Origin of the sequence: Mesorhizobium sp. M0768 (assembly GCF_040320195.1) — a bacterium.
In the GTDB taxonomy this organism is placed as follows: Bacteria; Pseudomonadota; Alphaproteobacteria; order Rhizobiales; family Rhizobiaceae; genus Mesorhizobium.
Map to the genome: position 1 here is coordinate 56,562 of NZ_JAMYPD010000025.1, position 14,641 is coordinate 71,202.

Consider the following 14,641-nt stretch of genomic DNA (forward strand, 5'->3'; position numbering starts at 1 on the left):
CCACGTGCCGAAGCGTCGTAACGGGCTGCGGTCAATGCTCCGCGAGCCCGCAAATCAGAACGCCATACTCTCCGCGCATTTTTGAGCGGTCGATCAGTTTCGTGTGCATGCCTCCGCCTGGCTGCGTGAGCTCAATCGCGATATAAAATGCCATTTGGGGGCTTGAGTTTGTCGAGATCGGCCACTTTGCCCTCGGGCGGGTTAAGGGCGCGCTTAAGCACGTTATATTCAGCGCGGGTCGGTCCACCGGTTGAAGCACGCTGGAACACCAAGTAGAGTGTCCGCCGCGAACGATTGCTTTTGTTCGGTCGTGAGTAGTGCGGTGCGTAATCGTCGAAGATGAAGATGTCGCCAGCCTTCCATACTACGGGTTCCCAGGAGAACATTTCGGCGACTTGAGGATCGATCACCCCACCGGCATCCATGGGAAACACCCCCTTCTTGTGGTTGCCGGGGCTGAAGAAAAGCCCGCCGTTTTCCGGGTCGGAGTCGTCGATGCCTATGGCAACCACCGCATGGACCATCCGGTCGGGGAGTTTGTGTGGAATGTGATAAATGTCCTGATGTGGGAGATAGCCGCCGCTGTCGGGGTAGTGGAAAATCAGCAACTCCTTGAGCCTGCGCGACTCTTCGCCAAGCAAATCCTCGACCGCTGATTTTATACGCTGATCTTGCAAGAGCAAACGACGCAATGGATCATGGAAGTCGAGAAAATTCTCGATCTTGGAGATGATCTTTCGACTGTCCGTTGTCTTCTCGAACCACATGAGCCATTTATCATCGCTGACATCCCACCGTGACATATCTTCGACAAAAGTAGAGATATCTTCCTGATCCGCTGGAGCGAAGAACCTTTCGAGCCTGACGTATCCGTCTTTCTGCCACTTTTCTCTTTGTGCATCAGTCAACATGCGAAAAGCCTCCTGTTGGAAAGACTGGTTGGTCGGACATCCCAATTAGGGCAGTCGGGCGCTGGTCAAGTTGCGGGTCCACGGAGACGGACTCACGTCATGTGGGACGGCTATGCTAAGTGCGTTCCGCTCCGGCGGATATTGTCCGCAGAAGCTCGGCGCGAGACTGCCTATGTCAGGCTCAGCCGGGTCCAGGGGTTCCGTAAACTGGGCCGGATCAATCGCTTCACCCGGTCCAGCCAGGACACGCATTGCTAAAGGCCGGCACCATCCGCTGACCGCCGACCCAGCCATGGCCGCCAAGACCACGGCGCTCTTTCGAGTGAGCGACCTGGTACGGTCTTGACAACCGTAGCGGAAGTGCACGCCCCCAGAATAATGCGATGCGCCGCTTGGTCCAAGGGCTTGTTCGGTCACGATGATTTCGGAGAAGCCTCCGGCCTTCGCCGCAGCGGAGGCGGACATCATTCCTAGGATGCCACCGCCGATGATCAAAAGTCTACGAGTCATATCCCGCTGCCCATTTCTTCGGCTGCGGGGGCGGGCCAGCTCTCGATCGAGGTATGGCTGATGAAGCCAGGATGCTCGGGGTTCGCGCATGGCGCGCGCCCAAGAAGGCTATCGAGGATGCGGCGCGCGCGCCAGGCCAGCAGGCTTAGGTTCGGATCGGCCAGGCCGCGCTGCCCGAGGCTCGCGTTTTGTACGAAGATGCGTCTGTCACGCGGTCCGTCCCAGCTCACCGAAAAATCCTCGCGAATAGCTAATTCATTGTCGATCTGCTCCAGCCGGTGCGCGATGGGTTCCAAGAAGTCTGGCACCGCGTTCTCGTAACCGGTGGCCAGGATGACGATGTCAGCCGTGACTTCTTGGACCTTGACCATGCCGTGCTGCAGGGTCAGCCTGTGACCCGCGCCGGCGTTGATGCAGTGCGAGACGGTGCAGCCCGGCCGCAGTGTGATGTCGGATCGGTTTGGCTCGAAAAATGCGTGGCGGTACAGCGCCTGATAGATCGCGCGTAGCGTGCTTTCCGAAATGCCGTCCGAGGCAAGCACGAAACGCCGCAGGAGCAGCTTACGCTGCGACTCGCTCATCGCCGCGAAACGATCCGAAAAGCAGGGCATGAACAACTCGTTTGTGAACGGGCTATTGTCCAGAGGCAGATAGTTTTCGCGCTGCGAGACCCAAGTGATCGAGGCAGGCCGCCGTTCTTTCGGCAGGCCGACAAGTTGCAACATCACCTCGGCTCCAGACTGGCCTCCGCCGACCACGCAGACATGCTTTCTCCGCACCTCGGGATGGATGTGCAGTAAAACAGATGAGTGGAACAGGTTGCGTCCAGTCCAGCCCTGAAACTGAGGCGGAATTTGCGCCTGCTTGCCAATGCCGACCACGACGTTTCTGGCGCCGAGAACCGCCTCATCCGTCCGCACCCGAAACGCGCCGTCAAAGCGGATTTCGTGCACGGTCTCGCCGCCACGCACAAGTGGGTTCCTGTGGAAGACCCAGTTCAGGTATTGCTCGAACTCAACTCTGAGCACGGCTTCGAACTGTGCGTTCAGGAAGTGATACAGACGCCCGTTCTCGTGCAGGAAGTTTACGAAAGTGTAGGCTGATCGCGGATTCACGAGCGTGACCAGATCCTTGAAGTGGCTGACCTGGAGCTCCGAGGAATCGAATGCGATGCCTGGATGCCAGCGGAAGTCGACCTGCCGATCCAGGAACAGTGCCCCTTGCCCAACTTGCTCGTGTATCTGACACGCAAGGCTCAAATTAGACGGCCCAGCACCGACCCCAACGCAAGATAACTCCACTTGCTTTCCTCCTATAGAGTGTTCCCACTAGGCGGCTTGTTCGCGGCGAATATCGGCCGTAGCCATTGGGCCCCCTCGCGGACGCTTTCGAGCTCCGGTCCCGACCGGGTTTGCGAGAATTTGTCCAGCGCGTTCGGGTCGTCGAATGCAGACCCGAGCATTCCAGCGCGGTGACAATCGACGGGTCATGCCGGCGACGTGGGGCAACGACTATGTCCTTTCCGCCCGTCTGGATGCCCGCGTCGCCGTCACGCGAGACGCTTTCCAGGCCCATTAAGGTGTTTGAAGCCGGCGCAATCGCCCGCCTCGACCATGACGCGCCGGCCTTTCGGCTTTATGGCAGGCGAGAGCGCGGTTTTCACTGCGGCGACGGCATTTTCGATGCGCATGATCATGGAGGACGTCTCGCTGATGCGTTCGCAAAACCCCATGCATGGGCCGTGCCAGAGAAGGAAAATTTTATTAAACAATGGGTTACCGGATTTGCGATCCTGTCGGAAATCCGACATTGAGGGGGACGCCTCACGGCGGCGCTCGATTTGCACGTCGATGTCGCCTTTTTCCGAATAGCTACTCGGGCGCCTTCTGCACCAGAATACTTCTCTTATGGAGACCAGCACGAAGTCTTCACGAACGGACAGTGCAGAACTTGTGTCTCTGCCGGACAGATCGCGATATGCCTTGTCCATCGCGGTCGGCAGTTGCAAGAGCTGCCAGATCTTCGCCCTATCGTGCCGTTGCACTGGCTCGATCCCGACATCCTCGGAGGCCGCGATCATGAAGAGTGACGCAATCTCATGTCCGCCGCGAGGCCTCTCTCTTGGGGAAGCAATTCTCTATGTTGGTGTCGGATCGATGCTCTTGATCAGATGGTTGCGGATGGGCGCATGCCCAGACCTAAGCGCATCAATAATTGCGCGATATGGGACCTTCACCAACTGGATTGTCGAATCTCTGTAAAGACAGCCGGAAGACAATTGCGTTATGACCACTCTGCCGGTTCCAAAAGCACGTGCGCCATTCGGTCCCTGCGACAGGCGGAGGGATGAGGCCGCAAAGCAGTCTTTTGGGCGCCCACCGGTGGGCCAGGATGGAGCCATCGTAAACGCAGTTATTCGATGATCGCCGCCGCGGAGTCCTCAGGCTGTGCCGCGCCCGACACCGGCGACGTAGTGATCGTCGACCGCCCCGTCGCCGATGTCGGTCCGAAGCTCGACTAGTTTCGCGGTGAGCTTCACTGCTTATTCCGCAGTGCCCACCGAGCTCGCACAGGAGGTTCTATCAGGCGGTCACGGCTGCACTCGTTGTCGGGTCTCCGACAAAGTCGGACATGAGATACACCGCAATCAGAGCCATATCATTGTTGTGAAAAGATTTTCTCGTTTGGCACGACACGTGCAAGGCTATCCGCAAACGCGCTGCGGCAAGGACTGAGGAGAAATCATGCCATGATCAAGCTCGCCGAACATGCGGTCGCAGCCGCGAAAACTCGGCCTTTCCGAGCCGACAGCGCCACGGTCAGTGCCTCCACAAGTTCTGGCAAGATGCCGGAACTCCGCGCGCACTGTGGCGCCGGGACCACCCTTGCCGCTATCCGCCGATTCTGCTCTCCACCACGAAGCGGGCGTGCGTCCACCCGGGCGACGCGGGTAAGACGGCCGCAAAGCTGCAGGCCTTTGGTTATCCCGCTTACTTCTGAGTGAGTACAAGGTCGATGATTGCGAGCACGGCGCAAATAATGTGTGCGCGGTCTCACGCAAACTGCGCATGAGCGCCGCGGCAATCCCAAGCAAATCGAGCAAGACTTTTCGTAGTTCAGTCCACATTTCTGAAGAGCAAGGAGAGAGTATCATGGCGAGAAACCAAATGCGCGCGGCGCGGGGAGTAACAGCGGCCGTCGTCCTCATCGGGATGGGACAGCAGGCCGTCGCGGCGGACCTTGCGCAAGCGGCGAGCGTCCTGCAGGCAGGAGCCTCGGTCACGGAAGCGCCAAGCCCTTGGCAGATCCGCCTGCGTGCGTTGGGGGTCGTCACTGAGGATTCGGGCTACGTCAATGCAGTGCCCGGCTCCGATCTTTCTTATTCAAACACAGTGACGCCGGAACTCGATATCTCCTATTTCTTCACGGACAACATCGCCACGGAGCTCATACTCGGCACCACCTACGCCAACATAGACGGCCAAGGAACGATCGGCGGGCTTGGCAAGATCGGCAAGGTTTGGCTGCTGCCGCCTACGCTCACATTGCAGTATCATTTTACCGATCTCGGCGCTTTCAAGCCCTATGTCGGCGCCGGCGTGAACTACACGATATTCTATAACCAGGATGCCGGCAGCGCCGATGCTCTCAAGGTTAAGAACACGTTCGGCACCGCGCTGCAGGTCGGATTCGACTACATGGTGGATCACCATTGGGGCGTCAACTTCGATGTGAAGAAGCTTTTCCTCAAGCCAGACTTCGACGTCACGGTCGACGGCTCGAAGCGGACAGGGAAGGCGGAGCTCGATCCCTGGTTGATAGGCGCAGGTGTCACCTACCGTTTCTGATACCAAGGCGACGCGGCTTGCTGACAGCCGATCTGAAATCAAGGGCGCCTCGTGCGCCCTTATACCCTCGAAGGCCGTGACGCTCAGGACAGGTGAGATTGGAGAGACGTGTCTTCAGTTCCAATGCAGCAACACTCAGCGGCAGCACCAACAAGCTCGATCCGATTGGTTTCGGCTCCCCGACTGATATTGGAGATTGGCTCAGCACTGATCGGCGATCCAGAAACCGGAGAATTACGCGGTTCTTGGCTTGAGGCACTAATAGACGATGTGGTCCGATTTTTCGCACGCGGGCAGCAGGTGATCATCGTCACGTATGGCTCAAGTCACTTCACCCTCTGGACAGATCTCTTCGGGTTGAGGAGAAACAAACGGCCGCCGCTATCGGTCATGTTCAAATCATACGTGCCTATGAACAGAGTTTTAAACGGCATATTTTTAGCCTTTGGCAAATAATATTGAACCGCGAAGATATAGATGATCAGCATCGCCGCCTCAATGCGGTTTACCTTTCAACGACTTCTCAAAGTTGGAGCCGTACCCATTATCAACGAGAACGACACGACCGCAACGGCGGCCGCACGCACTCGGACATGCCAGCGCCGGGCCAAATCCAGATGCATGGAAGGTTGCTTGTGCCGCGACTTTCTCACCGCCCTCTTACGAGCAAGTTTGACTGACGGCAGCGCCCGATCCAAGTATCTGCGGCCGCGGGTGGCGCGCATGTTTCAGGGGCTTCGGTTCAAAGTCGTCGTCGCACATCAACGGTCGGCCCACCTTGAAATCGAGTGATTCCTCGGATGCAACTCGACCGGTTCGCGGTGAGTTGAGTTTTCCGCGGCGCACACCGAGTTCGCACAGTGAACCGACAGGCGGTCACGGTTAGACTCGGTGTCGGATCTTCGACGATGTCGGACGATTCAGTGCTATCGGAATGATCGCACTGTTCTGAAAGGATTTCCTAGTTGGCACGACCCATGCTCGGGCTATCCCCAAACGCGCTGCGGCACAGACTGAGGAGAAATCATCCATGATCACGCTCGCCGAACATGCGGTCGCCACCGCGAAAACTGAGCTTTCCCGAGCCGAAGGAGAACCTTGCGTTTGTCTACGGCTATGGGGTCTAGGCCGGGCCGTGTGGCGGTGAGCGCGGCCTCCAGCATGCGCGCCTCAGCCGTCAGGCACCTTATTGCTCTTTCTGCCCGTTCGCTTGGATTTCTTAAAGACGTGACCTTGCACGACACGGGATATGTCGATGCGGTTCTTGTGCATGGCCGGTTCGATTTCGAGTGCTACACGGAAGATCTGTTTCATAAGCTCGCCTTGGCCTTCCCTCCCAGCTTGTGCACGGCACTTCCGTTACGCCGTGCCGAATTTCTGGCCGGTCGCGCGATGGCGGACGCGGCGTTGCAGGCGCTGGGCCAACTTACTACTGAGATTCCCATCGGTCCCGACCGCGCCCCAGTCTGGCCAAAAGGCTCAGTTGGTTCAATCACCCATGCGCGGGGGCATTGCGCCTGTTTCGCCAAAGGCGATCCAGGCTGGCAAGCCGGTGTCGACATCGAGGCAATAGCCAGCGGCCACGCGCTGGAATCGATCCTGAGCATGACGGCTAACCAGCGTGAACGTGCCTTGATTGCACGACAGACGGCGCTCCCTCCAGATCGGCTGGCAACGCTGCTCTTTTCGGCAAAGGAGACACTTTTCAAAGGACTCTACCCGGTGGTGCGGCGCTTTTTTGGGTTCGACTGTGCTGAACTACGGACGCCCCCTGCGAACGGATGCTTGCGGCTGCACCTAACACAAACCCTTTGCAGGGAATTACCTGCGGGCGAATCCTATGACATCCGCTATAATACCACCGCCGACTGGGTATTGACTTGGCTAGCCGTGCATCGGTTACGGAGGCTAGCCTGATTACCCGAGCCCCATGTAAAATATAGCGGTCTGCCCTTTCACAGCAGGTTTCGTCCGGCGGATCCTCGTCGCGCGCTCGTGAGGCGTCAGCTTTTGCAAACTATGCGCGTCGTCAGCGCCTTGCGCTGCTCAGGCACACACTCCACTTGCTCGAACATTTCCTTGCCCGGGCGGACGAGGCTGTCGCGACCGGCCTCGGCTCGAAACGCCCAGATCCTGGTATCGGTCACCGTCCCTCGGCCGAAAAGATGAAGCTGAACTGATGGTCCCTGGTGGTGCCATCCTCCGGATCATAGAGTTCCCACGGGCTTGCTATCGAATGCCAGCGCGCTGGATATAGCGCAGATGAGCGCGCGCCGACTGAAGTCCGTTTCCATCCAGCTTGACGACACGGGACTTGATGACGAGGCGCGGCTGGAAGGAGGCGAAGCGGTCACGCGACGCAAGCTCGCTGCAGACGCCGGCACCGCGCCCGATCCCGGTGCCATGGAAGGTTCCTTTGCCGCGACTTTCCCAACCACGAGCAAGATTGGCTGACGGCAGCGATCGAGGTATTTCCGGCCGCGGGTGACGCGCATTTGCGGGGCTTCGGTTCAAAGTTTTCGTCGCGCATCAACGGCCGGCCCCCACAACTTGAACTCGAGTCATTCCTCGAGTTGGCAGCTCGACTGGTCCGCGGAAATCGGCGCCATATAATCCGGTGGTTGTGCGCCATCTGGCGCCTTGGCGGCCCTACAGTTGCTCTCATTGTCAGATCATCGACGATGTCGGACATGAGACCCAGCGCTGTGATCGGTTGTTCTGAAACGATTTCCCGGTTGGTGCCCCACCCCGCGGATGCGCTGATCGGCATCTGCTTTCCTCCTTCATCGCCGGCGAGCGCAGTTTTGCCACCCTCTTTGAACCAGGCGACAGGCGCTCCCTGCAGTCATTCTTCTGGAATAACGGGAAGCTTATTATCTCCTACCTCGTCAACCTCGATCCGCGCTTCGAGATGTTCACCCCCGACCGCCAGGAATGGACGCGCCGAGCGCTGGACACCGTGCCCGCCGAAGGGACCGTTCACCTCTGGTCACTCGATGCGGAACGTCTCGAGACCAATGGAGAGGTGCTCGTTTCGGCTCACGCCCCGATCACGCCGCCGAAGCTTCTCCTATTAGACCTCAATGCCGCGCCGCTTCTTGGCGCTCCAGTAATCCTGAAGCGCAACCGGGAGAATTTCGACGCATCCGGGCTGATGGTCACTCGCCACGAGGCAGTCTCGACCGATGGTGAGATGATCCCCTATACGCAGGTCGATCCGGCGAACGGGAACGGGGATGCCCCGGTTCACCTCACCGCCTAAGGCGGGTACGGCAAGTCGGTCCTGCCCCACTGGGGCCGATACCGGGAGTGGCGCCAGGCGCTGTCTGCACTCCTTGGCCCGATGCTAAGCTATCAATCTGGTCTCGACATCTCGCGCATATTTCTTGAGCATAAGCGCGAACAGCTCCCGCCGCCAATCCGGCAGCGTCCCATCTGCTAAGATACGCTCGAGCAGCGGTTCGATCTGCATTATTCTTTGGCGGCGATCAGCCCATATTCTGTCGGATAGTTGCGGATCGCTTTGGCGAGTGGCGTGCGATTGCGGATCAGCCTGTCGCACGTCAACCAGTTGCAATGCCGGCTGGCTGTCGTCTATCTTGACCGGTATGAAGCGGCGCATGGTCGGAATTCTACGCCCTCGCATGGGCGATCGGTGCGCCGTCATCTTGATTGAAAAAGACCCCGAAAGTCTCAGGCCTGTTTGTCGGGCCGAACGAGTTCCATGTGGCTCACGCCGAGGGCTTGTGCCAACTCGTAGATCGTGACGATCGTCGGATTTCTGCGACCTTTCTCGAAACCGCTTATGTACTGCTGACTGAAGCCGGGGATTTCGGCAAGCTGCTCCTGCGTCAGATGGTTCTTCAGCCTGAACCTCTGCACATTTCCTCCGACCAACTGGCGCATGTCCGTCCGCCCGAGTCAGCGGATTAGGCATCTTGCGTTTATTAACTATGTATTCCGCATCGGAGGTCTCAATCCGCCCGCGGGCGGCTGCGCGGAACCGATTTATCGGAGATAGGACAGCGGTGCTACACTCTGAACCGAATGCGCCGATCGTGGACGTGGCCCCTGTTGAGGACTTTTGTTGAGCAATGTAAGCGGAACGCCATCTACACGTCACGAGAGCGACGCATTTGTGCCAGAAGCTCGCAAGGATCGATATCGAGAGCCTCGGTAACGTCGAGAAACTCAATTACGTCCAGCCGACGTTCACCACCCTCGTACTTGGCCACGAAGGATTGTGGGCGGCCCAGCATATCAGCAACCTGGGCCTGGGTGACTCCTTTGGTTTTGGGTGCCGCAATCAGCCGTTTCAGAAGCCGGCGCTGGCGAGCTGATCGAAGGGATTTCGGCATCAAACGAACCGGCCAAGAAGGAACCGGCTCACCGACTAATCCCAGTTTCGGATTATCCCATTTTGGGATATTGTGCCGTGCGCGGGCGCAGAATAGGTCTTAGGCGAGACATGAAATGGTAGACAGATTGTTCCAACCTGCTGTTGCCGACGAGGTCCCATGGGCGGAGAGCCTGACCGCTTACGACGATGAACACTTCACGACATATTTGAAGCTCATTGACGCATGCGCCGACAATGCGAGCGAAGAAGAGATGGCGCAGGCGATATTGGGCATCGATCCAGTGCAAGAGCCAGCGCGCGCCCAAAGGGCGGTTCGCAGCCATCTCGCGCGCGCCCACTGGCTGGTGGTGGCGGGGTACAAAGAGCTGTTCTCTGGCCAAAGGCCTGATGGTGACAGTCGTTATAGAAGAAAACGCTTATAACCACCGTTCATGAGCCAGCGCCCGCGTCTGACTGCACGGCGGACGCTGTCGCGAAGATGGTCACCGGGGTCGGCCCAGTCCTGCTCGACGCGGGCTCTGCCGAACAGGGCAAGGCCGATTTCGCGGTGTGGCGCGCCAGCGATGGAGCCATCGAGCGCACGCAAGACTCGGCGCAACCGCGTGCGACGGGGTTCGGTTGGAAAGAATCCCGATTTCAGCCTTCCGGTCGAACGGAGGCCGTTCAGACATTCCATCCCGTTCAGGCGTTGCTTGAGTTCCTCAGGCGGCCAGAAGACGGAGGAAGTCAATCGCACAGGTTCGAGGAGGCTGACGCCTGAAGCAGCCAACTGCAAGCTCCTGCCATTGTCCTCGACAAGGACGTGCTGATGCCCGTCTCCCGTAACGAGTATGGAGATGCGGCAGGAGCGCGCGGCGAGATCGAGCACGTCGATCCCGCCAGGCCGCGCCGCTCTTTCGGCAGCAAGGGGCAAAACATGCGGACATTGGCGGGGGCACCAGAAGACGCTCGCATCATTTGCTTTCGAGCTTGCAAAACAAAAGGCCCCACCGCGAAAGATCGGCAGTGTTCGACGGCAGGCTGATTATGTCCACGGCCCCGGCGTTCGTACGCTCGGCACGGCGCAGCGCGTTCGCCAGATCGTTCTGGAAGTCCGGATTGCGCCTGAGGAATTCCCAGGCCCAGCCTCGGCTGGTCAGCCGCTCGACATAGCCATAGGCATCATCATCTTGCCAGTCCGGCCACGCAGGGCCAGGTCTTGTTTCGTCCATTGCATTATTTCCAGAAAGGGTTGGGTTGCAGGCTCAGGCGATCTTAATGACCGGGGTCCACAGGACCGGGCCCTTGAGCCCGCCATTGCGACGGAGGGCTTCCAAGCTCTCTCTCGAGACGTCGAGATATCCGGCAACGGCGCGTGTGTTGCCAATTGTTTGCGGATCGGACAGCCGTTCGAGTGGCCAGCCGGCGCGACGCAAGATGCGCTCTATGCGCAGATCGGTTACGGTGACGATGCTGCGCAGACCGCGTGACAAACCAAACTCAACCATTCCGGCAAACAGCTCGTAGGTGCCAATTGCGATGCCCGCCTGATTGGGCGCGGAAGGCGGCAGATCAAGCGCAAAACGGCTGCTTTCCCAAACACGCGGATCTTCCGGCGCTGGACGGTCGGCAAGGAGAGCGAAGAAGCTATCGCGCAGCATCGTCGGTCCTGTAGTCGGCAACAGGCGCACGCAGCCGTCGATGCGTCCGGCGGGCGCACGCAGCAATAGGTAATGGGGACGAAGCGCGTCGAACGGATCGACCTCAAAGCCACCGCTGAACGAAACGTCCCAATCAAGTCGATCCCTGAAAACGCGGTACCGCAAGCGATGCATCTGCTCGAGCTCGTCGCTGAACTCAGCGTAACAATCCGGCGTGATCAACTGCATCATGATGGCCTTCTCCCTCGCATGGATAACACCTGCGATTGAAGGCAAAGGCCGGAGCTGATACAACCTGTGTATGTGCCCAGGTTTCGGAGATCAGGTGAAGAGAGATGGCCGGGACAGTGCAAGCCGAACAGCTGCCTGAATAGCCGTCTTCACTCCAAGCTTATCCCTGGCGTTATCCCGATGAAAGGCCGCGGTGCGCCGACTGATCCCAAGGATGCGGCCGATCTCCCACGCCGTCTTGCCGCGAGCCGCCCACTTCAGACATTCCATTTCCCTTCGCGATAGGGCAACGCCAGCCACGGTCCTGCCGTCGGCCAGCTTGCGACAGGCATGAAGATGGAAGAAGACCGCGATGAGCTGCAGCACGCGATCATATCGATCAATCAGGCGAAAGAACGGTGGTCGCCTTTCATCGGAGGCGAAGGTCAGTGCTGCAAAAGTACCGGTGCTGTCATGGATCGGGATCGTGAAGCCGCAGTGAATGCCAAATTGCGTCGCCTCATCCATCAATTGTCGCTGCTGCGTCGATAGTTCGAGATCAGGACCGTGCGCATCCCAGTTGAACGGTTCCTGACCACCACGCGCCTGATGGATAACGGGGTCAATCTTTTCATACCGACTGTGAAGGTAGTGAGATGTCCAGGATTGAGGGTAGGTGGAAATCAGGCGCACCTTGCGGCCCTTGCCAGACGAAGGGAAAAGATAGGCAAAAGACGGCAAATCGAGCGAAGAGGCAATCTCGCCCAGAGCGTTGCGCAGGTCCGTCGCGTCAGCGCTGTCTGCGATCTGCTCTACAAATCTATGAAAAACGTCTTGCATAGCTAAACTGCAGTGAGTTTGCCCACGGCTTCTGGCCCCACATATCGGAGCCCAGACGGGTAGACCAAAGCGCAGCCATTGAAGAAAGAAGGCCCGGCAGGAGACTGAGCTCCGTGCCGGGCCGGTGCGCCTTGGGAGGGCGATATGTGCTTCGACGGCGCTCTTATCGACACGGAGACCTCATTCCAGCGCCATCTCTTAGCAGGCGACAGTTGTCATCCTTGGGTTTGTACTTCCTTACGGTCGGGGTGTCTGTTTGCGTGCGGTTGAAGACTCTCTTTATGGAGGAGCTCAACCTCACGGAAGCTTGCACATCGGCGGCCGTCTCTGAGAGCGTCACCTCTACAATTCTTGCAACAGCCTACGTTGCCGTCTCGGACGCGAAGGCGTATTGTGTTTCGAGATTTGCGTCGCATTTCGGCATCGGCTCGCACACCCTCCATGCAAGTTGCCTTGAAAGCGAAGCGGATTTTTTGCGCGCGCCAGCTCATGACGCCACAGGGCCTCCCGGAGGTGATATCCTGGTCGATCCGAGTGGGAGGCGTCATCGGTCACGTCAGATCATATCGCGCCCTCCGCCTTCAGCGCGCGATAGGTCGTATCGGCTGATTTCGCGGTCGCGTCGACGATGATGTCGATCTCTTTTCGGGTAATGATCAGAGGTGGGGCGAAGCCGAGGATATCGCCATGCGGCATAGCCCGGCCGATGACACCATTCTCAAACAGAGCAGCGGCGGCGCGCACGCCGACCTGAAGTCCGGGTTCAAATGGCACCCGCCCTTTAGGATCCCGCATCAGTTCCACGGCAGACAGAATGCCGACGCCGCGAACCTCGCCGACAATGGGATGTCCCTCCAGTTCGGCTTTCATGCGGGCATGCCAGTACGGTCCGACATCCCGAACATGTTCCAGGATGTTTCTCTCCTTTAGCAGTTTAATGTTGGCAAGCGCAGCCGCCGCGCAAAGCGTGTGACCAGAATATGTCCAGCCATGGCCGAGTGGCCCGTGCTTTTCCGTCCCTTGTTCCAAGACCGACCAGACCCGGTCACCGATAATCGAGCCGGAGATAGGCAGATAGGCGGAACTCAAGCCCTTGGCGATGGTTACGAAATCCGGGCGCATGCCATAGAGGTGGGAACCGAATTTCTCACCGGTTCGCGCGAAGCCGCAGACCACCTCATCGGCGATAAGAAGGATGTCGTACTTGTCAAGCACCCCCTGAATCGCAGCCCAGTATCCCTTCGGAGGCGGAACGATGCCACCGGTCCCAAGTACCGGCTCTCCAATGAAGGCCGCAACGGTCTCTGGGCCTTCAGCGAGGATAAGGGCTTCAAGTTCGTTGGCACAGCGCCTGGAGAACGCCTCCTCATTTTCGCCGTCACGCGCCTGGCGATAGTATTGTGGCGTCGTCGTATGGCGCACCAAATTCAAAGGTAGGTCGAAGAAATCGTGAAAGAAAGCGAGGCCTGTCAGGCTACCTGTAACCAGCCCTGACCCGTGATATCCGCGATGCCGCGAGATGATCTTCTTCTTTTCAGGGCGCCCGAGAATGTTGTTGTAGTACCACACCAGCTTGATGTTGGTTTCGTTGGCGTCGGAGCCGGAAAGACCGAAGTAGACCCGTCGCATGTTCTGTCCGAAATATTCGACCACGGCCTCTGCCAAGAGAGCGACTGGCTCGGTGCCTTGGCTCGCATAGACATGGGCAAACGGCAACTCTTGCGCTTGCCGGGCGATAGCCTCGGCAATCTCCGTGCATCCATATCCCATATTGACGCAATAGAGCCCGCCGAAACCGTCGAGACTTTTCCGACCCTCCGTATCCCAGATGTAGACGCCTTCTGCGCCGGCCATGATCCGGTTTGGCGTCTCGCCGCGGCTGTGCTTGGCCAAGTGTGTAGACGGATGAAAGACGAAGCTTCGGTCCTTCTCCCGCAGCTGCTCAGTCCCCAAATTGCTCAAGCTCATAGTTCCTCCTCGGGAGCGGTAGGCAGAAGACACTCAACCAGCCGCCTATTGAAAACAAGCATACTCGCAAACACCCTCGAGTTTCGCGGGAATGCACGTCTTTAGCCGACGAATTCGCGAAAATCGGCCTCGAACGCAGTGAAACCAAGGTTTCTGGAGTTTACCTTCTCCTTGCGGCGCATAAGGGGATCAGTGCGGCCGCCGCCGTGTTCTGTTCGTCGGCGGATGTCTGCGAAGGTACCGCATAAACCCCGGGGGACTGGTATTACGAGATGCGCTGTCCGAAGGCCCCCATCCAGCAGCCCAACAGAACTTCCGCGATGTGTTCTCGTGTCGCCAGAATATCTTCGGGGA

The 14,641-nt window shown here is 58.5% G+C and carries 16 protein-coding genes; 5 read left to right on the forward strand and 11 right to left on the reverse strand.

Going from position 1 to position 14,641, the window contains the following annotated elements:
• Positions 1-131 precede the first annotated feature (131 nt).
• The 3 genes from NKI08_RS25925 to NKI08_RS25935 form a co-directional block, all read right to left on the reverse strand.
• Entirely contained in the window at positions 132-911 is a 780-nt protein-coding gene (locus tag NKI08_RS25925; RefSeq protein ID WP_352773211.1) for a phytanoyl-CoA dioxygenase family protein, read from the reverse strand.
• A gap of 506 nt (positions 912-1,417) precedes the next feature.
• The gene (locus tag NKI08_RS25930; RefSeq protein WP_352773214.1) at positions 1,418-2,680 is read right to left on the reverse strand and encodes a lysine N(6)-hydroxylase/L-ornithine N(5)-oxygenase family protein; all 1,263 of its coding nucleotides are present in this window, start codon (positions 2,678-2,680) and stop codon (positions 1,418-1,420) included.
• Positions 2,681-2,970: 290 nt separating this feature from the next.
• Positions 2,971-3,501 carry an iron-sulfur cluster assembly accessory protein gene (locus tag NKI08_RS25935; RefSeq protein ID WP_352773217.1) on the reverse strand — a complete coding sequence of 177 codons (531 nt, stop codon included), beginning with the start codon at positions 3,499-3,501 and terminating at the stop codon, positions 2,971-2,973.
• A 1,087-nt stretch (positions 3,502-4,588) separates the two neighbouring features.
• Between NKI08_RS25935 and NKI08_RS25940 the strand changes: the two genes are divergently transcribed.
• From NKI08_RS25940 to NKI08_RS25955, 4 genes are all read left to right on the forward strand, one after another.
• Complete coding sequence (locus NKI08_RS25940; protein ID WP_352773270.1) at positions 4,589-5,269, forward strand: OmpW/AlkL family protein; 681 nt, start codon at positions 4,589-4,591, stop codon at positions 5,267-5,269.
• Positions 5,270-6,406: 1,137 nt separating this feature from the next.
• Entirely contained in the window at positions 6,407-7,186 is a 780-nt protein-coding gene (locus NKI08_RS25945) for a 4'-phosphopantetheinyl transferase family protein (protein WP_352773220.1), read from the forward strand.
• A 345-nt stretch (positions 7,187-7,531) separates the two neighbouring features.
• Complete coding sequence (locus tag NKI08_RS25950) at positions 7,532-7,723, forward strand: hypothetical protein (protein WP_352773223.1); 192 nt, start codon at positions 7,532-7,534, stop codon at positions 7,721-7,723.
• A gap of 457 nt (positions 7,724-8,180) precedes the next feature.
• Positions 8,181-8,531, forward strand: coding sequence for a hypothetical protein (locus NKI08_RS25955; RefSeq protein ID WP_352773278.1), 351 nt, complete (start codon positions 8,181-8,183; stop codon positions 8,529-8,531).
• A gap of 84 nt (positions 8,532-8,615) precedes the next feature.
• Here the strand turns inward: NKI08_RS25955 and NKI08_RS25960 are convergent, their stop codons facing one another.
• The 3 genes from NKI08_RS25960 to NKI08_RS25970 all read right to left on the reverse strand — a co-directional run bounded on the left by NKI08_RS25960 (position 8,616) and on the right by NKI08_RS25970 (position 9,627).
• Positions 8,616-8,891 carry a hypothetical protein gene (locus tag NKI08_RS25960; RefSeq protein WP_502899668.1) on the reverse strand — a complete coding sequence of 92 codons (276 nt, stop codon included), beginning with the start codon at positions 8,889-8,891 and terminating at the stop codon, positions 8,616-8,618.
• Between the two features lie 71 nt (positions 8,892-8,962).
• A complete protein-coding gene (locus tag NKI08_RS25965; protein ID WP_352773226.1) occupies positions 8,963-9,175 on the reverse strand; it encodes a helix-turn-helix domain-containing protein in 213 nt (70 codons plus the stop codon).
• Between the two features lie 206 nt (positions 9,176-9,381).
• Complete coding sequence (locus NKI08_RS25970) at positions 9,382-9,627, reverse strand: helix-turn-helix domain-containing protein (RefSeq protein WP_352773229.1); 246 nt, start codon at positions 9,625-9,627, stop codon at positions 9,382-9,384.
• A gap of 115 nt (positions 9,628-9,742) precedes the next feature.
• Between NKI08_RS25970 and NKI08_RS25975 the strand changes: the two genes are divergently transcribed.
• Complete coding sequence (locus tag NKI08_RS25975; RefSeq protein WP_352773232.1) at positions 9,743-10,051, forward strand: DNA -binding domain-containing protein; 309 nt, start codon at positions 9,743-9,745, stop codon at positions 10,049-10,051.
• Here the strand turns inward: NKI08_RS25975 and NKI08_RS25980 are convergent.
• From NKI08_RS25980 to NKI08_RS26000, 5 genes are all read right to left on the reverse strand, one after another.
• Complete coding sequence (locus NKI08_RS25980; protein ID WP_352773235.1) at positions 10,030-10,497, reverse strand: DNA -binding domain-containing protein; 468 nt, start codon at positions 10,495-10,497, stop codon at positions 10,030-10,032. The genes NKI08_RS25975 and NKI08_RS25980 overlap by 22 nt on opposite strands.
• An 85-nt stretch (positions 10,498-10,582) precedes the next feature.
• Positions 10,583-10,840: a transcriptional regulator domain-containing protein gene (locus NKI08_RS25985; protein ID WP_352746472.1), complete on the reverse strand. Its 258-nt coding sequence runs from the start codon at positions 10,838-10,840 to the stop codon at positions 10,583-10,585.
• A 33-nt stretch (positions 10,841-10,873) separates the two neighbouring features.
• Positions 10,874-11,500, reverse strand: a complete 627-nt coding sequence (locus NKI08_RS25990) for an acyl-homoserine-lactone synthase (protein WP_352773237.1) — start codon at positions 11,498-11,500, stop codon at positions 10,874-10,876.
• Positions 11,501-11,590: 90 nt separating this feature from the next.
• Positions 11,591-12,319: a helix-turn-helix transcriptional regulator gene (locus NKI08_RS25995; RefSeq protein ID WP_352773240.1), complete on the reverse strand. Its 729-nt coding sequence runs from the start codon at positions 12,317-12,319 to the stop codon at positions 11,591-11,593.
• Between the two features lie 561 nt (positions 12,320-12,880).
• Positions 12,881-14,287 carry an aminotransferase gene (locus NKI08_RS26000; protein ID WP_352773243.1) on the reverse strand — a complete coding sequence of 469 codons (1,407 nt, stop codon included), beginning with the start codon at positions 14,285-14,287 and terminating at the stop codon, positions 12,881-12,883.
• Between the last annotated feature and the right edge of the window lie 354 nt (positions 14,288-14,641).